A 23,831-nucleotide genomic window follows, 5' to 3' on the forward strand; every position below is an offset into this window, starting at 1 on the left:
AGCAAGGAACCATAGATGAGTGAAGCCAGCAGCCAGCGCATCGCGCTGACCATCGAGGACGGCGTGGCCGAGGTGCGCTTGAACCGTCCCGACAAGATGAACGCGCTGGACCCGGCCATGTTCGCCGCGCTGGTCGAGACCGGCCAGCGCCTGGCGCGCGAGCCGGACCTGCGCGCGGTGGTGCTGTCGGGCGAGGGCAAGGCCTTCTGCGCCGGGCTCGACATGCAGAGCATGTCCGGCCTGGCGGGCAAGGCGCCCGGCGAGGGCGGCAGCATGGGGCGCCTGGCGCCCCGCACCCATGGCATCAGCAACGCGCCGCAGTATGCCTGCATGGTCTGGCGCGAGCTGCCGGTGCCGGTGCTGGCGGCCGTGCACGGCGTGGCCTTCGGCGGCGGGCTGCAGGTCGCGCTCGGCGCCGACCTGCGCTATGTCACCGCCGATGCGCGGCTGTCGGTGATGGAGATCAAGTGGGGCCTGGTGCCCGACATGGCCGGCATGTTGCTGACGCGCGGCCTGGTGCGCGAGGACCTGCTGCGCGAGCTGATCTACACCGGGCGCATCGTCAGCGGCACCGAGGCCTGTGAACTGGGCCTGGCCACGCGTGTGGTCGACGACCCGCGCGCCGCCGCGCTGGCCGCCGCGCGCGAGATCGCCGGCAGGAGCCCCGACGCCATCCGCGCGGCCAAGCGGCTGATGCAGGTGGCCGCCGGCGGCGACGCCGCCGCCATCCTGCAGGCCGAGTCGGTCGAGCAGGAAGCCCTGATCGGCGGCGCCAACCAGCGCGAGGCGGTGCTCGCCAACGTCGAGAAGCGCGCGCCGCGCTTCGTGCCTGCGGCCGGCTGAACGGGGGCGGGCTTGCCCGGCTAGTGCCGCACGGGCCGCACGGGCCGCGCGCCATGCGCGCGGCGCCGCCGCCACTGGCGCCACCACAGGCCGTACCAGGCCAGGTTCAGCGCCAGCGCCAGCACGCCCAGCCACCACTGGATGGCGGGCGTCAGCCCGGCCGGGTAGATCCACGGCAGCAGGTAGCGGGCGATGAAACCGCCGGCGTAGCCGGCCTGCCCGGCGGCGTGGCGCAGCGCATTCTCCAGCGGCGTCAGCGGGCAGATCCAGCCGTTCCACTCCACCAGCACCCCCCAGGCCAGCGCCGGCAGGTGCAGCCAGGCCAGGCGCGGCCAGCGCGGCAGCAGCAGCGCGCCGGCCACGACGAAGGCGATGAAGGCGAAGTGCAGCAGCAGCACCGCGTCGGCCGCCCAGGCGCTCCAGGGGAACGATGCCGCCGCCGGCATGGTCAGCCTTCCTTGCGGCCGGTCCAGTAGCCCGGCTGCGCGAACTGCGCCTTCAGGTGCTCGATGAAGAAGCGGATCTTGGCCGGCACCGGACGCTGCTGCGGGTACACCGCGAGGATGTCGTAGTCGGGCAGCGCGTACTCGTCGAGCACGGTGATCAGCTCGCCGCTTTCCAGCTGCGGCAGGATCTCCCAGGTCGAGCGCCAGCCCAGTCCGAGGCCCTCGCCGGTCCAGCGGTGCAGCAGCTCGCCGTCGTTGCAGTCGAGATTGCCGTTGACGCGCACCGTCACCGTCTTGCCGTTGTGGCGGAAATACCAGCCGCGCTGCTGTCCGCCCTGCAGGTTGAAGGCCAGGCAGTTGTGCTGGGCCAGGTCGTCCAGCGTCAGCGGCACGCCGTGGCGGGCGAAGTAGGCGGGAGTGCCGCACACCACGCGCTTGTTGCTGGCCAGCTTGATGGCGACGAAGTTCGGGTCGATGGCACCGCCGATGCGGATGCCGACGTCATAGCCCTCGCGTACCAGGTCGACCACGCGGTCGGTCAGGTTGAACGAGAGCTGCACCTCGGGATTGGCGGCGAGGAAGGCGGGCGCGTGCGGCGCCACGTGCTTGCGGCCGAAGGCGGCCGGCGCCGACACGATCAGGTGGCCGGTGGCCTTGTGCTTGCCCTCGGCAATCAGCATCTCGGCGCGGTCGAGGTCGGCCAGCGCCTTCTTGCACTGCTCCATGAAGACGGCGCCCTGCTCTGTCACCACGATGCGGCGCGTGGAGCGGTGCAGCAGCTTGACGCCGATGCGTGCTTCCAGCGCGTTGATGCGGCGTCCGATCATCACCGGCGTGACGTCCTGCGTGAGCGCCGCCGCCGCCATGCTGCCGTGCTCCACCACGGCGATGAAGGCCTCGATCTGTTTGAGTTTGTCCATGTTCAGCAAGTCTCCTGGCCGCCATTGTGCGTCATCGGCGCCGCCGCGGCATGCGCACGGGCCGATGCCCGGGATCAGGCCCCGGCGCGCGCGCCGCGCCGCGGCGGCACCATCAGCCGTGCGCGGTGCCGCACTTCCTTGCTGAATTCGGCGCAGGCCTGCGTCATCAGGTCGGCCGAGCGGTAGACCAGGAAGACGCGGAAATCGGGCAGTTCGTCGCGTATCGGCAGCTGCAGCAGCGACTCCTGCACCAGGCGCAGCGGCCCGCCGGTGCCATGGAAGACGAAGTCGGACCACATGCTGATCAGGTCGGTACGCGCAGCGAGCTGCAGGCCCAACAGGTTGGATGCGCTCTGCACGATGCGGCGCGGCATGTCCAGCCGGTGCAGGCGCAGCAGGCTGGGCAGCGGACTGCCCGGATCGTCGAGCGGATCGAGCGTGAGCCAGTCGGCATCGAGCAGCGGGCGCAGCCGGCTGGCGCGCCGCAGCGGATGGCCCGGGCGCACTGCCAGCGACATGCCGACGGCGAACAGCGGCTCCCACTGGAAGGCACCGGTGCCCGGGCCGCTGTTGGTGGAGATCAGTCCCAGGTCGAGCCGCCCCTCGCGCAGCCCCTCCAGGATCTGCTGGGGGCGCAGCTCGAAGGCACACAGGTCGACATTGGGGAAGCGCTGGCGGAAGGCCGCCATGGCCTCGGGCAACGGCCCGCTCGAGGCCACCGCGGTGAAGCCGATATTGAGCCGGGCCTCGGCATGGCCGCGGATGGCCTCGATGTCCTCCAGCGCGTGGCGCAGCTCCTGCTCGACCACGCTGGCACGCTTGACCAGGGCCAGGCCGTAGGCGGTCAGGCTGACGCCGCGCACCGAGCGCGACATCAGCGTGACGCCAAGTTCGCGCTCCAGCTCCGCGATGGCCTTGGACAGTGCCGGCTGCGATACGTGGAGGCTGCGCGAGGCCTCGTGGATGCTGCCATGCTGGGCGACTGCCAGCAGGATGCGCAGTTGATGCAGTTTCACCGTCTCCCCTCTTCCTTGCCTCGTTGCTTCCTTGCCTTTGCCTGGGCACCGTTGTGCGTTGCCGCACGCACCGGCACGGTGCGCCGCCGCCCCGCGCCGTGCCGCTCGGTACTTTTCCCGATGGCCCCGAGACGCTGGTTATGACGGCGATTCGATTTGGTTATCAGGATGAAAATATATGATTTTTTACGGCCGCCGGCTTTATCCGATGATTGTCTGAGCCGGCTGGGCGTTCTCCTCGGAACCCGCTCCGGTGTCCCCCGAAAGCCGGCCGCCGCCTGCTGCACGGACCCAGTTCCCACTCCAGCCCCCATTTGGAGATCCGACATGAACGACGCCACCCTGGGCGCCGCCGGCACCGCCGTCCCCCATGCAGCCGCCGGCGCGGCCGCGCCGCGCCAGAGCCAGTTCCGCCTGATCGCCGCCTGCTCGATCGGCAACGCGCTCGAGATGTACGACTTCACCGTCTACAGCTTCTTCGCCATCCTGATCGGCAAGCTGTTCTTCCCCTCCGACAGCGCCTATGGTTCCCTGCTGCTGGCCGTGGCCACCTTCGGCATCGGCTTCGTGATGCGCCCGCTGGGCGGCTTCGTGATCGGCAACTACGCCGACCGCCACGGGCGCAAGGCCGCCATGACGCTCACCATCGGCCTGATGGTGGCCGGCACGCTGTGCCTGGCGCTGGCGCCGACCTATGCCGCGGCCGGCCTGTTCGGCCCGCTGATGATCGTCGCCGGACGCCTGCTGCAGGGCTTCTCGCTGGGCGGCGAGATCGGCGCCTCCACCGCCATGCTGATGGAGGCCGGCGGCGTGCAGGGCCGCGGTTTCCGCATCAGCTGGCAGCTCGGCAGCCAGGGCATCGCCGCGCTGCTGGGCGCGCTGACGGCGGCCATCCTGTACGGCGCACTGCCGCCGGACGCGCTCGAGAGCTGGGGCTGGCGCCTGCCCTTCTTCCTCGGCCTGGCGATCGCGCCGGTGGGCCTCTACATCCGCCGCCACCTCGACGAGACGCACGTGCCCGAGGCGCGCGCCGCGAGCCCGCTCGGCACGCTGTTCCGCGAGCATGGCGGCCTGGTGGTCAAGGGGATCCTGACCATCATCGGCGGCACCGTCGGCACCTACCTGGTGGTCTACTTCATGCCCACCTACATGATCCGCGAACTGCACCTGCCGGCCTCGCTGTCGCTGCTGGCAGGCTGCGTCACCGGTGTCGTCTGCCTGGCCGCCTCGCTGCTGTCGGGCTGGCTCGCCGACCGCCTGCCGCGCCGCAAGCCGCTGGTGGTCTGCGCCATGCTGTTCACGCTGGTGGCGCTCTACCCGTCGTTCTGGCTGATGACGCGCTACCCCAGCGTGCCGCTGGCGCTGGGCCTGTCGGCCATGCTTGCCGCCAGCCTCTACATCGGCGCCACGCCGATGCTGCTGGTGCTGATGGAAGCGCTGCCGGCCAAGGTGCGCGCCAGCGGCCTGTCGGTGATCTACGCCATCGGCGTGACGGTGTTCGGCGGCTCCTGCCAGTTCGTCGTGACGTGGCTGCTGGCCCGCACCCACAACCCGCTCGCGCCCGCCTTCTACATGATGGCCTGCGGCCTCATCACGCTGCTGGCCATCCTCAGCATCCGCGAGCGCCGCACCGATTGAACGACGGAGCGACTGAACAAGCGATCGCTCTTTTGCCCCTGCCGGGCCCGCGCGTCCCGCCGCGCGGCCCGCTCCACCTGCCGACGCCGGCCAAGGACAAGCTATGACACGCGAACCGACCCTGACCCCGTTCCAGTTGCTGCCGCACCTGCTGCCCGATATCCAGATCGATGCCGACACCTTCATCGGCATCCGCCGCCAGATCCATGCCCAGCCGGAACTCGGCTTCGAGGTCGGCGCCACCAGCCGGCTGGTGGCCACGCTGCTGGAGAGCTGGGGCTACGAGGTCCACACCGGCATCGGCAAGAGCGGCGTGGTCGGCCAGCTCAAGCTCGGCGACGGCAAGCGCCGGCTCGGCATCCGCGCCGACATGGACGCGCTGCCCATCGTCGAAGCCACCGGCCTGCCCTATGCGAGCAAGGCGCCCGGCAAGATGCACGCCTGCGGCCATGACGGCCACACCGCCATCCTGCTCGCCGCGGCCAAGGCGCTGGCCGACCGCCGCGATTTCAACGGCACGCTGAACCTGATCTTCCAGCCCGACGAAGAGAATTTGTGCGGCGCGCGCGCGATGATCGAGGACGGCCTGTTCGAGCGCTTTCCCTGCGACGCGGTGTTCGCGCTGCACAATATGCCCGGCGTGCCGGCCGGCACCTTCCGCGTGCTGCCGGGCCCGGTCAGCCTCTCGTCCGACGTGGCGGACGTGACCCTCAAGGGCGTGGGCGGCCACGGCGCCATGCCGCACCGCGCGCGCGACCCCATCGCGGCCGCCGCGGCGGTCGTCGCCGCGCTGCAGACCGTGGTGGCGCGCAACGTGGCGCCGGACGACACCGCGGTGCTGTCGGTCGGCTTCATCCGCGGTGGCGCCACCCACAACGTCATCCCCGAGTCGGTCACGCTCGGCCTGAACGTGCGCGCGGCGCGCCCCGAGACGCGCGCAATGGTCGAGCAGCGCATCCGCGAAATCGTCGCGCTGACCGCGCAGGCACATGGCGTGGAAGCCATCATCGATTACCGCCAGCTGACGCCGCCGATGGTCAACGCCGAAGCCGAGACGCAACTGGCGCAGCAGGTCTGCGCCGAACTGGTCGGCGCGGACAAGGTGGTCACGCAGGCGCCCAAGGGCCTGAACGGCAGCGAGGATTTCGCCTGGATGCTGAACGAGGTGCCGGGCTGCTACCTGATCCTCGGCAATGGCGAAGGCGAGTTCGGCGGCTGCATGGTGCATAACCCGGGCTACGACTTCAACGACCAGGTGCTGCCGCTGGGCGCGGCGTGCTGGGTGCGGCTGGCGCAGACGTTCTTGCGTTAAGCGCGCGCGCTGCGCCGGATCGCTCCGCTCTCCCGCTTGCGGGAGATGCGGCACACCCGTTGGTTCTGTCGATCAGCGCGGGCGCATCCGGTTGGTTCGTTCGAGCGGCTTCGGTGCACTGCCTTTGCGATTGCCTATCCCCGTGCGGTCGCTTCGACCTTCGCCCGCATTTCCGTCCCTCCCTTCCTCCCTTCCTCCCTCCAGCACGCAGGCCAGTCGCCGCGGCGCTTCGAGCAGTTCCAGCGTCGACGTCAGCCTGGCGTTCAGCGCCATCGCATCCTCGGGACGGTCGGCCGGCGGACTTCCATTGCTGCCTGCGCGCATGACCGCGCCGGAACAAAAAGGCCGTAAATCGTCCCTGGCAGCCTCGTGCGCTGCAGCGCAGCATCCCGATTTCTCGTCAGATTGCTTATCTCAGGTATCGAATCAATAGACCTTGCCTCCCTTTATCGCAACGGACCTGCGGGAATAGCATGGTCCCGAAACGAAATCCGCCAACCTGGACCTTTGGAGACAAGCATGCCGAAGATGAGAGCAGTCGACGCGGCCATCGCCGTGCTGGAAAAAGAGGGCATCACGACCGCGTTCGGCGTGCCCGGCGCCGCCATCAACCCGTTCTACTCGGCCATGCGCAAGGCCGGCAGCATCAGCCACGTGCTGGCCCGCCACGTGGAAGGTGCCTCGCACATGGCCGAGGGCTACACCCGCGCGGCGGCCGGCAATATCGGCCTGTGCATCGGCACCTCGGGCCCGGCCGGCACCGACATGATCACCGGCCTGTACTCGGCCTGGGCCGACTCCATTCCCATCCTGTGCGTGACCGGCCAGGCACCGCGCGCCCGCCTGTACAAGGAGGACTTCCAGGCGGTCGACATCGAGTCGATCGCCAAGCCGGTGACCAAGTGGGCGGTGACGGTGCGCGAGCCGGCGCTGGTGCCCCAGGTGTTCCAGCAGGCCTTTCACCTGATGCGCTCGGGTCGTCCGGGCCCGGTGCTGATCGACCTGCCCTTCGACGTGCAGGTGGCCGAGATCGAATTCGATCCCGATACCTACCAGCCGCTCGAGCCCTACAAGCCGGCCGCCTCGCGCGCGCAGATCGAGAAGGCCATCGCCATGCTGAACGCTTCGGCGCGGCCGCTGATCGTCTGCGGCGGCGGCGTGATCAATGCCGACGCGGCCGAGCTGCTGGTCGAGTTCGCCGAGCTGGTCAACGTGCCGGTGGTGCCCACGCTGATGGGCTGGGGCGTGCTGGCCGACGACCATCCGCTGCAGGCCGGCATGGTCGGCCTGCAGACCTCGCACCGCTACGGCAATGCCAACCTGCTGGCCTCGGACTTCGTGCTGGGCATCGGCAACCGCTGGGCCAATCGCCACACCGGCAGCGTCGACGTCTACACCAAGGGCCGCAAGTTCGTGCACGTGGACATCGAGCCCACGCAGATCGGCCGCGTGTTCGGCCCGGACCTGGGCATCGTCTCCGACGCCAAGGCCGCGCTCGCGCAGTTCGTCGAAGTGGCGCGCGAGATCAAGATGGCGGGACGCCTGGCCTGCCGCAAGGCCTGGGTGGCCGAGGTGCAGCAGCGCCGCCGCACCCTGCATCGCAAGAGCGACTTCGACAACGTGCCGATCAAGCCGCAGCGCGTGTACCGCGAGATGAACCGCTACTTCCCGCGCGACGTGCGCTACGTGTCGACCATCGGCCTGTCGCAGATCGCCGCGGCGCAGTTCCTCTCGGTCAACCAGCCGCGCCACTGGATCAACTGCGGCCAGGCCGGCCCGCTGGGCTGGACCATCCCGGCTGCGATCGGCGTCAAGGTGGCCTCGCCCGACTCCGACGTGGTGGCCATCTCGGGCGACTACGACTTCCAGTTCATGATCGAGGAACTGGCCGTGGCCGCGCAGTTCAACGTGCCCTACATCCACGTGGTGGTGAACAACTCCTACCTCGGGCTGATCCGCCAGGCGCAGCGCAACTTCGACATGGACTACTGCGTGCAGCTCGCCTTCGACAACATCAACGCACCGGAGCTGAACGGCTACGGCGTGGACCACGTCAAGGTGGTCGAGGGCCTGGGCTGCAAGGCGCTGCGCGTGTTCAAGCCCGAGGACATCGAGCCCGCCTTCGCGCAGGCCCGCAAGCTGATGGCCGAGTTCTCGGTGCCGGTGGTGGTGGAGGTGATCCTGGAGCGCGTGACGAACATCGCCATGGGCACCGAGATCGACAACATCAACGAGTTCGAGCCGGTCGAAGACCGCGCCGAAGACGACGACATCCTCAACGAGGAGGCGGAGACCGCCTGAGCGGTCCTGCCCGCGGGCGCTGCCCACAACACGCAGGCGCTCCCGCCACGGCGGGAGCGACCCGGCGGAACTTACCCGGAGATATCGATGACGAAACTTGCCGCCAACCTGACCATGCTGTTCAACGAGGTCGGCTTCCTTGACCGCTTCGAGGCCGCCGCGCGCGCCGGCTTCCGCGGCGTCGAGTTCCTCTTTCCCTATGCCTTCCACGCCGACCAGATCGCGGACCGGCTCAACCGCTTCCAGCTCGACCTGGTGCTGCACAACCTGCCCGCGGGCAAGTGGGAAGCCGGCGAGCGCGGCATCGCCTGCCACCCCGACCGCGTCGGCGAGTTCCAGGACGGCGTGGGCGAAGCGATCAAGTACGCCAAGGTGCTCGGCGTGCGCCAGCTCAATTGCCTGGTCGGCATCCAGCCGCAGAACGTCAAGCGCGAACAGGCGCAGGAAACGCTGGTGGAGAACCTGCGCTTCGCCGCCAGCGCGCTCGCCGCGGAGCAGATCGACCTGCTGGTGGAGCCGATCAATACCTTCGACATCCCCGGCTTCTTCCTCTCGCGCACGCAGCAGGCGCTGGAGCTGATCGAGCAGGTGGCCGCGCCCAACCTCTACGTGCAGTACGACATCTACCACATGCAGCGCATGGAGGGCGAGATCGCCGCCACGCTGAAGACCCACCTGCCGAAGATCAAGCACGTGCAGCTCGCCGACAACCCGGGCCGCAACGAACCCGGCACCGGCGAGCTGAACTACCGCTTCCTGTTCCAGTGGCTGGACGCCATCGGCTACACCGGCTGGGTGGGCTGCGAGTACAAGCCGAAGACCACGACCGAGGCTGGGCTGGGCTGGCGTGGGGAGCATGGGGTGCTGTGAGTTTCCGCCGATGGCCGTGCGGCTTGAAGCGTGAGCCTTGGACAAGGCTGGCGGTTTGCTCCCCTCTTCTTTCGCCATGAGGGGAGAGGGAGCCAGGACGTCGTGCTTGGCGCGCCGGATTGGCGCAACGTTTTTTGCTTTCAACTGAATTTCGATTTCACTCATCGTTCCTTAGGAGACTTCCCATGGCAAACCAACGCAACGTCGGCTTCATCGGTCTGGGCATCATGGGCGCGCCCATGGCGGGCCATCTGCGCGCGGCCGGCCATACGCTGTTCGTGCATGACGTGAACCCGGCGCCGCAGGCCCTGGTCGATGCCGGCGTGACGGTCTGCACCAGCGCCGAGGAGGTGGCCAAGCGTGCCGACATCATCATCATCATGGTGCCGGACACGCCGCACGTGGAAGCCGTGCTGTTCGCCGAGAAGGGCGTGGGCGCGGCGCTGAAGGCGGCCGGCAAGGAGGCTGCGCACGGCAAGATCGTGGTCGACATGAGCTCGATCTCGCCGATCGCCACCAAGGACTTCGCCGCGCGCGTCAACAAGCTGGGCGCGGCCTACCTGGACGCGCCGGTGTCGGGCGGCGAGGTGGGGGCCAAGGCGGCTTCGCTGACCATCATGGTGGGCGGCCCGGCCGAGGCCTTCGACGAGGTCAAGCCGCTGTTCGAGCTGATGGGCAAGAACATCACGCTGGTGGGCGGCAACGGCGACGGCCAGACCACCAAGGTGGCCAACCAGATCATCGTGGCGCTGAACATCCAGGCCGTGTCGGAGGCGCTGCTGTTCGCTTCCAAGGCCGGCGCCGATCCGGCCCGGGTGCGTGCCGCGCTGATGGGTGGCTTCGCCTCGTCGCGCATCCTGGAGGTGCATGGCGAGCGCATGGTCAAGCGCACCTTCGATCCGGGCTTCCGCATCGAGCTGCACCAGAAGGACCTGAACCTGGCGCTGCAGGGCGCCAAGGCGCTGGGCGTGTCGCTGCCCAATACGGCGACCGCGCAGGAACTGTTCAACGCCTGCGCGGCCAACGGCTTCGGCAAGCTCGATCACTCGGCACTGTGCCGCGCCATCGAGCTGATGTCGAACCACGAGATCGCCAAGGCCGCCAAGTAAGGCCTCCAGGTCAAGCCGCCCGGCAAGGCCTCTCCGTCAGGCCGGCCATGCCGGCGCCTCGGGCCGAGGCGCCGGCGCGGCCGCATCACCGCTCAGGGATTCCGTCATGTTCGTTCCCGCTTCACAGGCCGCGCTGCTGGCGCCCCAGCGCGCCCCCGGCCTCTCCGATCCGCGCGCGCTGCTGCGCGATCTGTTCGACACGGCGGTGGCAGCCGTCAGCGCCGGCCACTGCCTGCCGCAGCACCTGCCGGCCCCGCCCAAGGGGCGCACGGTGGTGATCGGTGCCGGCAAGGCGGCCGCCGCGATGGCGCAGGCCGTCGAGGCGCACTGGTCCGGTCCGCTCTCCGGCCTGGTGGTCACGCGCTACGGGCACGGCGCGCCGTGCCGCCGCATCGAGGTGGTGGAAGCCGCCCACCCGGTGCCGGATGCCGCCGGCCAGCGCGCCGCGCAGCGCATGGTGGAACTGGTGCAGGAACTGACGGCCGACGACCTCGTGCTGTGCCTGATCTCCGGCGGCGGCTCCGCGCTGCTGGCCGCGCCCGCGCCCGGGCTGACGCTGGCGGACAAGCAGGCGGTCAACAAGGCGCTGCTGCGCAGCGGCGCCAGCATTGCCGAGATGAACTGCGTGCGCAAGCACCTGTCGGCGCTCAAGGGCGGACGACTGGCGCTGCAGTGCGCGCCGGCGCGGGTGCACACGCTGCTGATCTCCGACATCCCGGGCGACGACCCCACGCTGATCGCCAGCGGCCCCACGCTGCCGGACGTGACCACCTGCGCCGACGCGCTGGCGGTGATCGCCAAGTACGGGATCGAGGTGCCGGCAGCGGTGCGCGCCCACCTGGAGAGCGGCGCGGGCGAGACGCCCAAGCCCGGCGATGCGCGTTTCGAGGGCCACCGCAGCGACACGCTGGCCAGCGCGCAGCAGGCGCTGGAAGCGGCCGCGGCGCGCGCGCGCGAACTGGGCCTGGCGGCCCACATCCTGTCGGACTGCATCGAAGGCGAAGCGCGTGACGTGGCGCTGGTGCATGCCGGTCTCGCACGCCAGATCGCGCAGCGCGGCCAGCCGTTCGACAAGCCCTGCGTGCTGCTGTCCGGCGGCGAGACCACGGTCACGGTGCGCGGCAACGGGCGCGGCGGACGCAACGCCGAGTTCCTGCTGGCGCTCGCGGTGGCGCTCGACGGCTTGCCCGGCGTGCATGCCATCGCCTGCGACACCGACGGCATCGACGGCTCGGAGGACAACGCCGGCGCGCTGCTGGGCCCGGACACGCTGGCGCGCGCGGCAGCGCTCGGGCAGTCGGCGCGGGCGCGCCTGGCCGACAACGACGGCTACGGCTTCTTCGCCGCGCTCGGCGACCTGATCGTGACCGGTCCGACGCGCACCAACGTCAACGACTTCCGCGCGATCCTGATCGTCTGAGCGCCTGGCCGCCGGCGCTGGTGCGCCGCGCTCCGCAGAAGATGCGCAGAAGATGCGCAGTAGGTCCGCAGTAGGTCCGCAGCACACGAGGGCCAGGGGGCCCGGCCGCGCGCCGGGCGCTGATGGTTCGCATTGATCGATTTGTTCGAGACGGGGCGCGCGGGCGCTCCGGGGATGGGAGGAGACAGCAAGATGAGACGCCAGCGCAAAGCCAAGATCGTGGCCACCCTCGGTCCGGCCAGCACGGAGATCGCGGTGATCCGGCAGTTGTTCGATGCCGGCGCCGATGTGTTCCGGCTCAACTTCAGCCACGGCAGCCACGAGGACCACCGGCGCCGCTACGACGCGGTGCGCGCGGTAGAGCGCGAGCGCGGCCGGCCCATCGCGGTGCTGGCCGACCTGCAGGGGCCGAAGCTGCGCATCGGCACCTTCGCCGCGGGCAAGGTCGCCTTGCAGGCGGGCGATGCCTTCGTGCTCGACAGCGATCCCACCCCAGGCGATGCCGCGCGCGTGCACCTGCCGCATCCGGAACTGTTCCGCACGGCCAACCCGGGCCAGGCGCTGCTGATCGACGATGGCAAGGTGCAGTTGCGCATCGAGTCGGTCGCGCCCGGCAGCCTCGCCACGCGGGTGGTCAACAGCGGCACCCTGTCGGACCGCAAGGGCGTCAACGTGCCCGATGCGGTGATCCCCATCCCCGCGCTCACGGCCAAGGACCGCAAGGACCTGGAGTTCGCCCTGTCGCTGGGGGTCGACTGGATCGCGCTGTCCTTCGTGCAGCGTCCGGCCGACATCGTCGAGGCGCGTGAGCTGGTGGGCACGCGCGCCGGCGTGCTGGCCAAGATCGAGAAGCCGGCCGCGCTGCAGCAGCTCGAGGAGATCGTGCGCGTGTCCGACGCCATCATGGTGGCGCGCGGCGACCTCGGCGTGGAACTGCCGCCCGAGCGCGTGCCGGGCGTGCAGAAGCGCATCCTGCGCTTGTGCCGGCAGCATGGCAAACCCATCGTGATCGCCACGCAGATGCTGGAGTCGATGATCGAGTCGCCGGTGCCCACGCGCGCCGAGGCCTCGGACGTGGCCAGCGCCATCTACGATGGCGCCGACGCGGTAATGCTGTCGGCCGAGTCGGCCAATGGCCGCCACCCGGTGCCGGCGGTGGCGATGATGGACCGCATCATCGGCGAAGTGGAACGCGATCCGCTCTATCGCAAGCTGCTCGATGCGCAGCACGAGGCACCGCTGGCCACGCGCCAGGACGCCATCTGCGCGGCGCTGCGCGAGGTGTCGCACATCATCGGCGCGGCCGCCACGGTGACCTACACCTCGTCCGGCGCCACCGCGCTGCGTGCCGCGCGCGAACGGCCGTGCGCGCCCATCCTGAGCATCACGCCGCACCGGGAGATCGCGCGGCGCCTGGCGCTGGCCTGGGGCGTGCACTCCACGGTCAGCCCCGACGTGCAGAGCGTCGACGAGATGGTGGATGCGGCCATCCGCGCCGCGGTGGCGGAGGACTTCGCCTGCGCCGGCGACCAGATCACCATCGCCGCCGGCACGCCTTTCGGCCAGGGCGGCACCACCAACCTGCTGCGCGTGGCCGAGATTCCCGGCCAGCCGGCGGTAGGCGTGGCGGACGGCGACGCCGCCGAGACGAGCGGCGCGCACCGCGAGGACCTCGCTACGCTTTGACCCCGTGCGCCGACCGGGCCTGGCGCGGAGACGGCCGCGCCAGGCCCGGCCGGCGCTTTTTTTCCGGCCTTGCCGCATGGCGGCCGGATACTGCCGGTCACACTTTTTTCAAATCGGGACGTGCCATGCCGTTGCTATACTGATCGGCACGCGGCGGCCGCAGAGCCGCCGCGTTCCCCATCAGCATCACGGAGTCATCATGCGTCTTGACGACGAGGCCGAAAGCCAGAACGTGGAAGATCGCCGCGGAGGTGGCGGCGGGTTCGGCGGACCGGGCACCATCGGCATCGGCACCATCATCGTCGCGCTGGCGGCGTCGTATTTCTTCGGCATCGACCCGCGCCTGATCATGCAGGGCGCGCAGGTGATGCAAGGTTCCGGGAACGTACCGCATCAGCAGGCGCCTGCGCACGCACCTGCCAACGACCCGCTCACGGTATTCACGCGCAAGGTGCTGGGCAGTACCGAGCGCACCTGGGAACGCGTGTTCGAGACCGACCTCGGCCGCCGCTACGAGCCGCCCACCCTGGTACTGTTCTCCAACGTCACGCCCACCGCCTGCGGCACCGGCCAGTCGGCGATGGGGCCGTTCTACTGTCCGGGCGACCGCAAGGTCTATATCGACCTGTCGTTCTACAACGAACTGCGCCAGCGCTTCGGCGCCAGCGGCGACTTCGCCCAGGCCTATGTGATCGCGCACGAGGTCGGGCACCATGTGCAGAACCTGCTGGGCGTGTCGGACAAGGTCGACGCCGCGCGCCGGCGCATGGGCGAGGCGCAGGCCAACCAGCTGTCCGTGCGCATGGAGTTGCAGGCCGACTGCCTGGCCGGGGTGTGGGCGGCGAATGCGCAGAAGATCAACCAGAAGCTGATCGAACCCGGCGATTTCGAGGACGGCCTGCGTGCCGCCGCCGCCATCGGCGACGACCGGCTGCAGAAGCAGGCGCAGGGCTATGTGGTGCCGGAGGCGTTCACCCACGGCACCAGCGAGCAGCGCGTGCGCTGGTTGCGCCAGGGCCTGACCACGGGCGATATGCGCCGTTGCGACACCTTCGCCGCCAAGCAGCTCTGACCGGTCTGCCTCAGGCAATCGCCGATCCAGATCTCAGAAACATCCGGGCGTGTGTGTCGTAAACGCAACTTTGTGAACATTGTTCACGAAATCAGTGGTGTTTATAATGCACCACATGTCCGCCCTGCCCCAGCCGTCTTCAGCACATTCCGGCCCGTCGCCCGCCCGCTCGCCGGGTGCCGCCGCGCGCCGCGAGGCGGTGCGGCAGGCCTTCTTCGACGCCGCCCGCGCCCTCTTCGCCGAGGCCGGCTACGCAGGCGTCACGCTGCGCCGCGTGGGCGAGCGCTGCGGCTATAGCGCCGCCGCCATCTATCGCCACTTCGAGGACAAGTCCGCGCTGCTGTTCGAGCTGTGCGCGCAGGACTGGGTACGCCTGGCACAGGCCCTGGCCACCGCGCGCGAGGGCTGCCAGCCGGGCCGCACGCTGCCGGCGGTGTTCCAGGCCTACCTGGACTGGGCCATGGCCAACCGCCATGGCTACCACCTGATGCTGATGATGGGCTTGCCGGCCGAGGCCGAGCGGGCCATCGACCAGCGCTGGCGCCAGCGTTTCCCGCAGGACCCGGTCGGCGCCGTGCTGGAAGCCTGCGTGCAGGACCTGCAGGCCGCCGGCGGCATCGCCACCCACCACCTGCCCGAAGACGTGGCCGATGCGCTGTGGACAGCGGCGCACGGGCTGGCGGCGCTGGAGATCACCTTCGAGCACCTGCCGCGCGAACACTGGCAACCGCTGGCGCACCGGCAGCACGTCTTGCTGGACGCGCTGCTGCGCGGCTTCGCCCCCTCTCCGCCTACCTAGGGTCGGCGGACCCGACAGCCAGCCGCCCCCTCCTGCCGCTCCGTTCCTGGCCTGCCGCACACCTGCGCGGTGACGCGGCCGGCCGCCGCTCGCCGCCGACGGGCGCCGACACCGGCCGTCCCTTGTCGGTCCTGCGTCGGTCCCGTTGTCACGTTGTCGTCTTCTGATCGTTGTTCCATCGTCGCTCATGGCGCAATTCTTCCTTCGCCGCCCCGCCTTCGCCTGGGTGCTGGCCATCCTGACCGTGGTCGCCGGCCTGCTGGCCCTGACCCGCATCCCCATCGCCCAGTATCCGGCGGTGGCGCCGCCCACCGTGATCATCTACGCCGACTATCCCGGCGCCTCCGCGCGCACGGTGGAAGATCGCGTCACGGCCATCCTCGAACAGCAGATGCACGGCATCCCGGGGCTGCTGCACCTGGACTCCAGCAGCGAACCCGGCGCCGCCACCGTGACGCTGGCCTTCCGCCAGGGCACCGATCCGCAACTGGCCCAGGTCAATGTGCGCAACCGCGTGGCCCAGGCCGAGCCGCTGCTGCCCGAGACGGTGCGCCGCGGCGGCGTCTACGTGGACCAGGCCAGCAGCAGCCCTTTCCTCTACGTGTCGCTGGTCAGCGACGGCAACCGCCTCGACGAGACCGCGCTGGGTGACTTCGCCGCCGGCGCCATCCTGCCGATGCTGCGGCGCCTGCCCGGCATCGGCAAGGCCGAGGCCTACGGCTCCGAATACGCCATGCGCATCTGGTTCGACCCGGACAAGCTGAACGCGCTCGGCCTGAACACCGAGGAGGTCGAGGCGGCCATCAAGGCGCGCAACGGCAACGTCACGCCCGGCCAGCTCGGCGGGGCGCCGGCCGTGCCGGGCCAGCCCTTCCAGGCCACCGTGCGGCCGCCGCCGGCGCTGGCCGACCCCGAGGCCTTCGGCCGCATCGTCGTGCGCGGCAGCAGTGCCGACGGCAGCGCCGTGCTGCTGCGCGACGTCGCCCGCGTCGAGATGGCCGCGGCCGACTACCGCTTCGGCTCCACGCTGGACGGACGCCCGGCCGCCGCGATCGGCCTCAAGCTGGCCGACGGCGCCAATGTGCTGGCCACCTCGCGCGCGGTGCGCGCGGCGCTGGATGCCGCCTCGGCCGGTTTTCCCGACGGCGTGCACTACGAGATCTCCTACGACAATGCCGCCTTCGTGCAACGCTCGATCTCGCGCGTGCTGCTGACGCTGGTGGAAGCGGTGGTGCTGGTCTTCCTGATCCTCTACCTGTTCCTCGGCAAGCTGCGCGCGACGCTGATCCCGGTGGTGGTGGTGCCGGTGTCGCTGCTCGGCACGGTGGCCTGCCTGTACGTGCTGGGCATGTCCCTGAACGCCATCACGCTGTTCGGCGTGGTGCTGGCGATCGGCATCCTGGTCGACGATGCCATCGTGGTGGTGGAGAACGTCGAACGCATCATGGCCGAGCACGGCGTGAGCGCGCGCGAAGCCGCCGCGCGCTCGATGCGCGAGGTCTCGGGCGCCCTGCTGGCGGTCACGCTGGTGTTGTGCGCGGTCTTCGTGCCGATGGCTTTCTTCGGCAGCGCGGTCGGCGTCATCTATCGCCACTTCGCTGTCACGCTGGCCATCTCCATCGCCTTCTCGCTGTTCTTCGCACTGTCGCTGACGCCGGCCATGTGCGCGGGCCTGCTGCGCCATGGCGCGCCGCCGGCGCACGGGCCGCTGGCCTGGTTCGAGCGCCGTTTCACCGCATTGACCGGCCGCTACGGACGCTGGGTGGCGGGCGCGCAGCGCCGCCGCCTGCGCTGGCTCGGCGCCTACCTGGCGCTGGTGCTGGCGTGCGGCTACGGCTTGTCGCAGACGCCCAGCGGCTTCCTGCCCGAGGAGGACACCGGTGAGCTGGTGGTCGATATCGAACTGCCGGCCGGCAGCACGCAGCAGCAGACGCGCGATCTGGTCGCGCGGCTGGAACACTGGTTGCGCGCCGAGGGCTACCCGCTCAAGTCCACCTTCGCCGTGATCGGCTGGGGCAACGGCGGCAACGGTGAACAGCGCGCCAACCTGGTGCTCAGCCTGACCGACTGGGCGCAGCGCGGCAGCCGGCAGCGCGCGGCGGCCGTGCTGGAGCGCCTGTCGGACGGTCTCGATCACTGGCCCGGACGCGGCGATGCCCAGCTGTTCGCCTACAACAGTTCCGCCTTGCCCGAGCTGGGCAGCACCAGCGGGCTCGACATGCGGCTGACCTCGGCCCACGGCGCCAGCCGCGACGCCCTGTTCGCGGCGCGCGACAAGTTGCTGCAAGCCGCCGCGGCCGATCCCGCGCTGCGCGAGGTGCGCGCCACCGCCGCCCAGCCGAGCTCGGCGCTGGACCTGCGCATCGACTACCGCAAGGCGGAGAGCTTCGGCGTCGCGGCCGAGACCATCCACCATGCGCTGGCGTCGACGCTCGGCTCGCGCTATGTCGACGAGGTGACGCGCGACGGGCGCATCCGCCGCGTCATCCTGCAGGCCGATGCTCCGCACCGGATGCAGCCCGAGCAACTGGCGCGCGTGCATGTGCGCAATGCCCAGGGCCGCATGGTCTCGCTGGCCTCGTTCGCCAGCATGGAGTGGGGCAACGGTGAGACCACGCTGGAGCGCTTCAACGGCCTGCCCTCGGTGCGCATCAGCGCCGACAGCGGGAGCGGCTACAGCAGCGGCACCGCGATGGCCCGGCTGAGCGCGCTGGTGCGCGACCTCGGTGCGCCCTTCGGCGTGCGCTGGACCGGCCGCGCCTTCGAGCAGTTGCAGAGCGGCGACCAGGCACCCTGGCTGTTCGCGTGCTCCGCCCTCTTCATCTTCCTGTGCCTGGTGGCGCTGTACGAGAGCTGGACCCTGCCGCTGGCGGTGCTGGCGGTGGTGCCGGCCGGCATGGTCGGCGCGGCCGCGGCGATCTGGCTGGGCGGCTTGCCCAACGACGTCTACTTCAAGGTGGGGCTGGTGGTGGTGATGGGCCTGGCGGCGAAGAATGCCATCCTGGTGGTGGAATATGCGCAGCAGCTGCGCGCGGGCGGCATGGCGCTGGGCGATGCCGCGCAGCAGGCGGCGCGCCAGCGCTTGCGGCCGGTGGTGATGACCTCGCTGGCCTTCATCCTGGGCGTGGTGCCGCTGGTGCTGAGCAGCGGTCCGGGCGCGGCAGCGCAGCGCGCGGTCGGCACCGGCGTGCTGGGCGGCATGCTGGGCGCCACCGTGATCGGCACGCTGGCGGTGCCGCTGCTGTATGCGCTCATCGGCAAGTTGCAGCGCCGGCACTGAGTCCGACCGGCCTGGGCGACCCGCTGGGGCGGGCCGCCCAGGCCTGTGCGGCGGAAGAAAAATCGCCTGCCCGGCGAAGAGAGAAAGAGGAGGAGGTCGAGCGGGCAGGCGGGTGGTAAAACGTGGCGGCCACCGTGAAGGTGGCCGCCGGGCGGGACCGTCCGCGCCAGGCGGACGGAACGGCGTCGAACGTGTCAGACGCGATAGCCGTACAGCGAGCCGTCGCCGGAGCGGGAGTTATCCAGCGACGAGGCAGCGATCTGGCCGGTGAAGGCGCGCGCGCCTTCCGAATACGGATCGAACTTGCCGCTGCGGGTGCCGTCGCTATACGGGTCGTACTTGCCCGACTTGGCGCCATCCGTGAAGCTGTCGAACTTGCCGGCCTTGGCGCCGTCCGTATAGGTGTCGAACTTGCTGCCGACACGCAGCGCGTCGGCGTAGACATCGAACTTACCAACCTTGCTGCGGGCGGGTGCGGCGATCGCCGTGGCCGACACGGCCACGGCGGCAACCATCAGCACGCCGCCAATCAAACGCTTGGCGATCATGTTGGGACTCCTTCAACTGAGATATCGTCTTTTTTATGTTTTCCGGCCAGCATGCACCGACGATATGGCATGTTGCGATGCGAGCGCGGACTGAAGATTAGGGCCTCGACAGGCAAGGAGAAATGCCGCTGCGACGAATGGTGCGTTGCGAGCCGTGAAACGCAGGGGATGGGGACGAACGGAGGCGCGGTGGTGCAGAGGGACGCTAGCGGCACCGGCACGCAAGTGCCCGATACGGCGCTAACACGAGACGAGTTGGCGGGCAAAGTGCCCTTCGAAAGACATTGCTCCGCCGGATCCGGAGCGGCGGCGCCGCCGCTCCGGGAGGCGGGTCAGAGGTTGAACTGGCCGTTGGCCTCCGGCTGGAAGGCGATCTCGATCACCGTCAGCCGCTGCTCGCGGCCGTCCGGCAGGCGATAGGCGACCGTCTCGCCGGCACGCGCGCCCAGCAGGGCCTGGCCGACCGGCGACAGCACGGACAGGCGGCCGGCGTCGAAATCGGCGGTGTCGGGATAGACCAGGGTCCAGTGGCGCGGCTCGGCGTCACCTTCCAGCGCGCAGCGCAGCTGCGAGTTCATCGTCACCACGTCGTGCGGGATGGCTTCGGGCGCCACGATGGCGGCGCGCTCCAGCAGCGCGTCGAGCATGTCGGACAGTTGCGCGCTCCCGGCGCGCTCGGCGATGCGCTCGAGGCGGGTCACATCGAGTTCGGTCAGGTACAGCGTGGTCTTGTTCGCGGAAGACAGGGTCATTTGAGCCTCCTTATGCTTGATGCGGCCGATGCCGTTCGGCGGGCTTCGCTGCCCGGGCGTGAGTCGGGGCGGCGCGCATCGGATCGATCGGATCGCTGGCGGAAACAGCGGCAATGCGGAAAGACGGAGAAGCGGCAATGCGCCGACCGGGACGGCATCGGCGGCCTGCGGCCCGGGCCCGGTCCGGGCCCGTACCCGCAAGCTGCGAAGACGGTCAGGCCGGGAACCGGGCCGGATCAAGCGGCTGGCTGATCCGGTAGCTGGCCGAAGCGGGGGTGGCCCGCATGCCCTCCACGCGCGCACGCGCGCCCGCTTGCCGCGCAAAGCGGGCAGGCATGGCAGCGATCGTCGGCAGGCGGTCGGGCATCATGACAAGGGGAAACTCGGGGTGATCAGGCCATCGCAGCGCCATGCTGGCGCGAGCGAGGGCTCACATACGGTGCCTCGCGATGCCTTGGCCGGCATGCGGGCGTCTGCTGGCGGCGCTTAAGCGCGCGCCCGGCCGTGGCAAAGCCTGCTCATGGCCGGAAGCTCCATCGTAGCACAGCCGCCGCAGCGGGCCGGCGCATCAGCCATGTGCGTGGCATTCGCAACTGGCGCCCGCGGCCGCCTGCTGCAGGTTCTGCAGGATGCCGCATTCGCTGGCCTGGTGCGGCTGCGTGCAGGTATGGCGCAGTGCCCGCAACTGGCCTTCGAGCGTCTCCAGCGCCATGCGCTGCGCGTGGATCTGCTCGATCTGCCGGTCCAGCAAGGCATTGATGTCGTCGCAGGCGAGACTCGGATTACGCTCGAAGTCGCGCAGGCGGCGCACGTCGGCCAGGCTCATGCCGAGCGAGCGGCAATGGCGCACGAAGTTGAGCTGGACCAGGTGGGGGTCGCCATAGCGGCGGTAGCCGTTGTCCTCGCGCTGCGGTGCGTCCAGCAGACCCTCGCGCTCGTAGTAGCGGATGGTTTCGACGTCGCAGAGGCCGCGGCGTGCCAGTTCTCCGATGCGCATGATGGCTCCTCAGCGGGCAGAACCCTGTAATGACTCAAGACTTTCAACAGTGTAGCCCAGCGTCGTCCGGCGTGCAGGACGTCACGGTACGGCCGTGCTCATCCTGTAGAATCGGCGCACGGCTTCATGCCATGTCATCGTCCTGAGCGACCCTTGCGCCTCCTACGTCCGTTCCGCCTGCTGCTGCTGATCGCGCTGCTCGCCTTCCTGCCCGTACAGGGATGGGCGGCGGCCGGCGCGCGCACGGCCGCCGCCGGCGCGCCGGCGGTGCCGGCCGGCCAGGCGGTCACCGCCGCGGACGAATTCGCACCGCTGGGGGCGGCCACCGCGCTGCCGGCGCCGAACGCGTTCATCGAGACGGCCGCCACCGCGGCCGCGGCGGGCGACGCCGACCTGCCCGGCCCGTTCGACGGCAAGGACAACAACACCGAGCGCGCCCAGGCGGGCGCCGATCCGGTCGAACAGTGGCTGCCGCCGACGCTGCCGCGGCTGGCCGCGCTGCCGGCCCGTACCGGCGCGCCGCGCTACACCGGCGCTCGCCTGTCCGACCCGGACCTGCCCCGGCAGCCGCGCCCTCCGCGCGCCTGATCCCCGGCGCGGGCATGTCCGCGCACCCTCCGTTTCTTCCGCCTGCCGCACATCGGTGCGGTGTGCGTTCGCGGCCTGGCCGCATTCCTCCGTCGTCCCCTGCGTTATCCACAACATGAAACGTATCCTGCTCTTCCTGGCGACCAACCTCGCCGTCATGCTCGTTCTCAGCCTCACCGCCAGCCTGCTCGGCGTGAACCGCTTCCTGACCGCCAATGGCCTCAACCTCGGCATGCTGCTCGCCTTCGCCGCGCTGATGGGCTTCGGCGGGGCCTTCATCTCGCTGCTGATGTCCAAGCCCATCGCCAAGTGGTCGACCGGCGCGCAGGTCATCACCCACCCTGGCACCAGCCGCGAACTGTGGCTGGTGCAGACGGTGGAGAAGCTGGCCACCCGCGCCGGCCTGCCGATGCCCGAGGTCGCCATCTACGAGGGCGAGCCCAACGCCTTCGCCACCGGCGCCACCAGGAACAGCTCGCTGGTGGCAGTGTCGACGGGCCTGCTGGAGTCGATGCGCGAGGATGAGGTGGAGGCCGTGCTGGCGCACGAGGTCGCCCACATCGCCAACGGCGACATGGTCACGCTGACGCTGATCCAGGGCGTGGTGAACACCTTCGTGATCTTCCTGGCACGCGTGGTCGGCTACTTCGTCGATTCCATGCTGCGCAAGAACGACGAGGAGTCGAGCGGCCCCGGCATCGGCTACATGGTGACGGTGGTGATCTGCGAGATCGTCTTCGGCATTTTGGCCAGCATCATCGTGGCGGCGTTTTCGCGCCAGCGCGAATACCGCGCCGACGCCGGCGCGGCCAAGCTGCTGGGCACCCCTTCGCCGATGGTGGCGGCGCTGCGCCGCCTGGGCGGCCTGGATGCCGACGGACTGCCGCAGAACATGCAGGCGATGGGCATCGCCGGCGGCAAGTCGTGGATGGAACTGTTCTCCAGCCACCCGCCGATCGAACAGCGCATCGCCGCGCTGCAATCGGCCCGCTGAGGCCGCCGGTGCCGGGGTGCCGATGGCGCCCGCGGCACCTTGCGCGGCGGGCCGTGCCGGCCTGCCGCGTTTTCGCCGATCCGCCGATCCGCCGATCCGCCGATCCGCCGATCCGCTTTTCCCCTTCCCTTTTTCCCCTGGTCCTTCCCGCGCCGCCCGGCGACTCAGGCCGCGCGGCCGTCCGCCGCAGGCACCGCGCGGAAGGCGGCGCGATAGCGTTCCGGCGTGGTCTGCACATGGCGCAGGAAGGCCTGGCGCATCACGTCTGCGTTGCCGAAGCCGGCCAGGCGCGCCACCGCCTCCAGGCGCTGGTCGCCGCTCTCCAGCAGGCGCCGCACCGCTTCCACCCGCAGGCGCTCCACGTACCGCGCCGGTGTTTCGCCGACCTCGCGGGCGAACACCCGCGCGAAGTTGCGGGGGCTCATCGCCACGCGTTCGGCCAGCACAGCCACCGACAGGTCGCGCGCCAGGTGGTCGGCGATCCAGGCCTGCAGTTCGCGCAGCTCCGGCGCCTGCGCGGCCTGGGCCTGCAGCACGGTGGAGAACTGTGCCTGGCTGCCGGGCCGGCGCAGGAACAGCACCAGTTCGCGCGCCACCGCGAGCGAAGCGGCATGGCCCAGGTCTTCCTCGACCAGCGCCAGCGCCAGGTCCATGCCCGCGGTGACGCCCGCCGAGGTGTAGAGCCCGCCCTCCCGGATCCAGATCGGATCCGGATCGACCTGCACGCGCGGGTGGCGGGCGGCCAGCCGGTCGGCGTGGCGCCAGTGGGTGGTGGCGCGGTGGGTGTCGAGCAGGCCGGTGGCGGCCAGCACGAAGGCGCCGGTGCAGACCGCGCCGAGCCGTCGCACGGTCGGCGCCTGCGCACGCAACCAGGTGGTCAGGCGCGCGTCGTCGGCCGCGCTCGCGTGGCCGGCGCCGCCGGCGATCAGCAAGGTGTCGATGGGCCCGTCCAGCCCGGCGGCGATGCCGTGATACGGCGCGTCGGCCAGCATCCTGAGCCCGCTTTCCGTGCGGATCAGGCCATCGTCGCGCACGCTGGCCACCCGCAGCCGGTACGGCGGGCACTCACGCCCGCTCACGCGGTTGGCCTGGCCGAACACGGCGCTGGGGCCGGTGACGTCGAGTTCCTGCGCCGGGTCGGGGGCGACGATGACGACCGTTCGTGGCGTGTCGCTGGCTAGGGAGAGGCGGGCTGGCATGGTGGCGTGGCGGTGGCTGTCACCGATCATACCGGGCCCGG

22 protein-coding genes are annotated in these 23,831 nt (G+C 70.2%); 13 read left to right on the forward strand and 9 right to left on the reverse strand.

Annotated elements, in window-relative coordinates; all coding sequences use genetic code 11:
• Nucleotides 1-15 precede the first annotated feature (15 nt).
• The gene (locus tag BKK81_RS01015; RefSeq protein ID WP_071010300.1) at nucleotides 16-843 is read left to right on the forward strand and encodes a crotonase/enoyl-CoA hydratase family protein; all 828 of its coding nucleotides are present in this window, start codon (nucleotides 16-18) and stop codon (nucleotides 841-843) included.
• Between the two features lie 20 nt (nucleotides 844-863).
• On the opposite strand, the gene BKK81_RS01020 is transcribed toward BKK81_RS01015, so the two are convergent.
• The 3 genes from BKK81_RS01020 to BKK81_RS01030 form a co-directional block, all read right to left on the reverse strand.
• Nucleotides 864-1,289 carry a DUF2784 domain-containing protein gene (locus BKK81_RS01020; protein ID WP_071010302.1) on the reverse strand — a complete coding sequence of 142 codons (426 nt, stop codon included), beginning with the start codon at nucleotides 1,287-1,289 and terminating at the stop codon, nucleotides 864-866.
• A gap of 2 nt (nucleotides 1,290-1,291) precedes the next feature.
• Nucleotides 1,292-2,209 carry a LysR family transcriptional regulator gene (locus BKK81_RS01025; protein ID WP_071010304.1) on the reverse strand — a complete coding sequence of 306 codons (918 nt, stop codon included), beginning with the start codon at nucleotides 2,207-2,209 and terminating at the stop codon, nucleotides 1,292-1,294.
• Between the two features lie 74 nt (nucleotides 2,210-2,283).
• A complete protein-coding gene (locus tag BKK81_RS01030) occupies nucleotides 2,284-3,225 on the reverse strand; it encodes a LysR family transcriptional regulator (protein ID WP_071010306.1) in 942 nt (313 codons plus the stop codon).
• A 327-nt stretch (nucleotides 3,226-3,552) separates the two neighbouring features.
• Here BKK81_RS01030 and BKK81_RS01035 point away from each other — a divergent pair, with 327 nt between their 5' ends.
• Both BKK81_RS01035 and BKK81_RS01040 read left to right on the forward strand, forming a co-directional pair.
• Entirely contained in the window at nucleotides 3,553-4,863 is a 1,311-nt protein-coding gene (locus BKK81_RS01035) for an MFS transporter (RefSeq protein ID WP_071010308.1), read from the forward strand.
• 103 nt (nucleotides 4,864-4,966) lie between these two features.
• On the forward strand, nucleotides 4,967-6,175 hold the full coding sequence (locus tag BKK81_RS01040) for a M20 aminoacylase family protein (protein ID WP_071010310.1): 1,209 nt from the start codon (nucleotides 4,967-4,969) through the stop codon (nucleotides 6,173-6,175).
• A 72-nt stretch (nucleotides 6,176-6,247) separates the two neighbouring features.
• Here the strand turns inward: BKK81_RS01040 and BKK81_RS35065 are convergent, their stop codons facing one another.
• A complete protein-coding gene (locus BKK81_RS35065; protein WP_156811067.1) occupies nucleotides 6,248-6,448 on the reverse strand; it encodes a hypothetical protein in 201 nt (66 codons plus the stop codon).
• Nucleotides 6,449-6,694: 246 nt separating this feature from the next.
• On the opposite strand from BKK81_RS35065, the gene gcl reads away from it, so the two are divergent.
• The 8 genes from gcl (at nucleotide 6,695) to BKK81_RS01080 (ending at nucleotide 18,712) form a co-directional block, all read left to right on the forward strand.
• Nucleotides 6,695-8,476 carry a glyoxylate carboligase gene (gcl, locus tag BKK81_RS01045; protein ID WP_071010312.1) on the forward strand — a complete coding sequence of 594 codons (1,782 nt, stop codon included), beginning with the start codon at nucleotides 6,695-6,697 and terminating at the stop codon, nucleotides 8,474-8,476.
• A gap of 87 nt (nucleotides 8,477-8,563) precedes the next feature.
• Nucleotides 8,564-9,346, forward strand: coding sequence for a hydroxypyruvate isomerase (hyi, locus tag BKK81_RS01050; protein WP_071010313.1), 783 nt, complete (start codon nucleotides 8,564-8,566; stop codon nucleotides 9,344-9,346).
• Between the two features lie 185 nt (nucleotides 9,347-9,531).
• Nucleotides 9,532-10,455 (forward strand): 2-hydroxy-3-oxopropionate reductase, encoded by a 924-nt coding sequence (gene glxR, locus BKK81_RS01055; RefSeq protein WP_071010315.1) that lies wholly within the window; start codon nucleotides 9,532-9,534, stop codon nucleotides 10,453-10,455.
• A gap of 106 nt (nucleotides 10,456-10,561) precedes the next feature.
• Nucleotides 10,562-11,875, forward strand: coding sequence for a glycerate kinase type-2 family protein (locus BKK81_RS01060; protein ID WP_071010317.1), 1,314 nt, complete (start codon nucleotides 10,562-10,564; stop codon nucleotides 11,873-11,875).
• A 192-nt stretch (nucleotides 11,876-12,067) separates the two neighbouring features.
• Nucleotides 12,068-13,561 (forward strand): pyruvate kinase, encoded by a 1,494-nt coding sequence (gene pyk, locus BKK81_RS01065; protein ID WP_071010318.1) that lies wholly within the window; start codon nucleotides 12,068-12,070, stop codon nucleotides 13,559-13,561.
• A 199-nt stretch (nucleotides 13,562-13,760) separates the two neighbouring features.
• Nucleotides 13,761-14,633 (forward strand): KPN_02809 family neutral zinc metallopeptidase, encoded by an 873-nt coding sequence (gene ypfJ / locus BKK81_RS01070; RefSeq protein WP_071010320.1) that lies wholly within the window; start codon nucleotides 13,761-13,763, stop codon nucleotides 14,631-14,633.
• A gap of 115 nt (nucleotides 14,634-14,748) precedes the next feature.
• Nucleotides 14,749-15,432, forward strand: coding sequence for a TetR/AcrR family transcriptional regulator (locus tag BKK81_RS01075; protein ID WP_071010323.1), 684 nt, complete (start codon nucleotides 14,749-14,751; stop codon nucleotides 15,430-15,432).
• Nucleotides 15,433-15,619: 187 nt separating this feature from the next.
• On the forward strand, nucleotides 15,620-18,712 hold the full coding sequence (locus BKK81_RS01080; protein ID WP_071010325.1) for an efflux RND transporter permease subunit: 3,093 nt from the start codon (nucleotides 15,620-15,622) through the stop codon (nucleotides 18,710-18,712).
• 194 nt (nucleotides 18,713-18,906) lie between these two features.
• On the opposite strand, the gene BKK81_RS01085 is transcribed toward BKK81_RS01080, so the two are convergent.
• The 4 genes from BKK81_RS01085 to BKK81_RS01100 form a co-directional block, all read right to left on the reverse strand.
• On the reverse strand, nucleotides 18,907-19,260 hold the full coding sequence (locus BKK81_RS01085) for a hypothetical protein (RefSeq protein ID WP_071010327.1): 354 nt from the start codon (nucleotides 19,258-19,260) through the stop codon (nucleotides 18,907-18,909).
• Between the two features lie 332 nt (nucleotides 19,261-19,592).
• On the reverse strand, nucleotides 19,593-20,012 hold the full coding sequence (rnk, locus tag BKK81_RS01090) for a nucleoside diphosphate kinase regulator (RefSeq protein WP_071010328.1): 420 nt from the start codon (nucleotides 20,010-20,012) through the stop codon (nucleotides 19,593-19,595).
• A gap of 214 nt (nucleotides 20,013-20,226) precedes the next feature.
• Entirely contained in the window at nucleotides 20,227-20,382 is a 156-nt protein-coding gene (locus tag BKK81_RS01095) for a hypothetical protein (protein WP_156811070.1), read from the reverse strand.
• Between the two features lie 198 nt (nucleotides 20,383-20,580).
• A complete protein-coding gene (locus BKK81_RS01100) occupies nucleotides 20,581-21,009 on the reverse strand; it encodes a Cd(II)/Pb(II)-responsive transcriptional regulator (protein ID WP_071010332.1) in 429 nt (142 codons plus the stop codon).
• A gap of 153 nt (nucleotides 21,010-21,162) precedes the next feature.
• Here BKK81_RS01100 and BKK81_RS01105 point away from each other — a divergent pair, with 153 nt between their 5' ends.
• On the forward strand, nucleotides 21,163-21,597 hold the full coding sequence (locus BKK81_RS01105; protein WP_156811072.1) for a hypothetical protein: 435 nt from the start codon (nucleotides 21,163-21,165) through the stop codon (nucleotides 21,595-21,597).
• A gap of 115 nt (nucleotides 21,598-21,712) precedes the next feature.
• Nucleotides 21,713-22,591, forward strand: coding sequence for a protease HtpX (htpX, locus tag BKK81_RS01110; protein WP_071010335.1), 879 nt, complete (start codon nucleotides 21,713-21,715; stop codon nucleotides 22,589-22,591).
• Nucleotides 22,592-22,755: 164 nt separating this feature from the next.
• On the opposite strand, the gene BKK81_RS01115 is transcribed toward htpX, so the two are convergent.
• Entirely contained in the window at nucleotides 22,756-23,790 is a 1,035-nt protein-coding gene (locus BKK81_RS01115) for a GlxA family transcriptional regulator (RefSeq protein ID WP_071015884.1), read from the reverse strand.
• Between the last annotated feature and the right edge of the window lie 41 nt (nucleotides 23,791-23,831).

The organism is Cupriavidus sp. USMAHM13 (assembly GCF_001854285.1).
GTDB classification, from domain to species: domain Bacteria; phylum Pseudomonadota; class Gammaproteobacteria; order Burkholderiales; family Burkholderiaceae; genus Cupriavidus; species Cupriavidus malaysiensis.

Coding starts and splice junctions, on each gene's coding strand:
- BKK81_RS01060 (WP_071010317.1), top strand. CDS start 10,562: ATGTTCGTTCCCGCTTCACAGGCCGCGCTGCTGGCGCCCCAGCGCGCC.
- BKK81_RS01080 (WP_071010325.1), top strand. CDS start 15,620: ATGGCGCAATTCTTCCTTCGCCGCCCCGCCTTCGCCTGGGTGCTGGCC.
- BKK81_RS01040 (WP_071010310.1), top strand. CDS start 4,967: ATGACACGCGAACCGACCCTGACCCCGTTCCAGTTGCTGCCGCACCTG.
- BKK81_RS01035 (WP_071010308.1), top strand. CDS start 3,553: ATGAACGACGCCACCCTGGGCGCCGCCGGCACCGCCGTCCCCCATGCA.
- glxR (WP_071010315.1), top strand. CDS start 9,532: ATGGCAAACCAACGCAACGTCGGCTTCATCGGTCTGGGCATCATGGGC.
- rnk (WP_071010328.1), bottom strand. CDS start 20,012: ATGACCCTGTCTTCCGCGAACAAGACCACGCTGTACCTGACCGAACTC.
- BKK81_RS01085 (WP_071010327.1), bottom strand. CDS start 19,260: ATGATCGCCAAGCGTTTGATTGGCGGCGTGCTGATGGTTGCCGCCGTG.
- hyi (WP_071010313.1), top strand. CDS start 8,564: ATGACGAAACTTGCCGCCAACCTGACCATGCTGTTCAACGAGGTCGGC.
- pyk (WP_071010318.1), top strand. CDS start 12,068: ATGAGACGCCAGCGCAAAGCCAAGATCGTGGCCACCCTCGGTCCGGCC.
- BKK81_RS01115 (WP_071015884.1), bottom strand. CDS start 23,790: ATGCCAGCCCGCCTCTCCCTAGCCAGCGACACGCCACGAACGGTCGTC.
- gcl (WP_071010312.1), top strand. CDS start 6,695: ATGCCGAAGATGAGAGCAGTCGACGCGGCCATCGCCGTGCTGGAAAAA.
- BKK81_RS01015 (WP_071010300.1), top strand. CDS start 16: ATGAGTGAAGCCAGCAGCCAGCGCATCGCGCTGACCATCGAGGACGGC.
- BKK81_RS01095 (WP_156811070.1), bottom strand. CDS start 20,382: ATGATGCCCGACCGCCTGCCGACGATCGCTGCCATGCCTGCCCGCTTT.
- htpX (WP_071010335.1), top strand. CDS start 21,713: ATGAAACGTATCCTGCTCTTCCTGGCGACCAACCTCGCCGTCATGCTC.
- BKK81_RS35065 (WP_156811067.1), bottom strand. CDS start 6,448: ATGGCGCTGAACGCCAGGCTGACGTCGACGCTGGAACTGCTCGAAGCG.
- BKK81_RS01100 (WP_071010332.1), bottom strand. CDS start 21,009: ATGCGCATCGGAGAACTGGCACGCCGCGGCCTCTGCGACGTCGAAACC.
- BKK81_RS01020 (WP_071010302.1), bottom strand. CDS start 1,289: ATGCCGGCGGCGGCATCGTTCCCCTGGAGCGCCTGGGCGGCCGACGCG.
- ypfJ (WP_071010320.1), top strand. CDS start 13,761: ATGCGTCTTGACGACGAGGCCGAAAGCCAGAACGTGGAAGATCGCCGC.
- BKK81_RS01075 (WP_071010323.1), top strand. CDS start 14,749: ATGTCCGCCCTGCCCCAGCCGTCTTCAGCACATTCCGGCCCGTCGCCC.
- BKK81_RS01025 (WP_071010304.1), bottom strand. CDS start 2,209: ATGGACAAACTCAAACAGATCGAGGCCTTCATCGCCGTGGTGGAGCAC.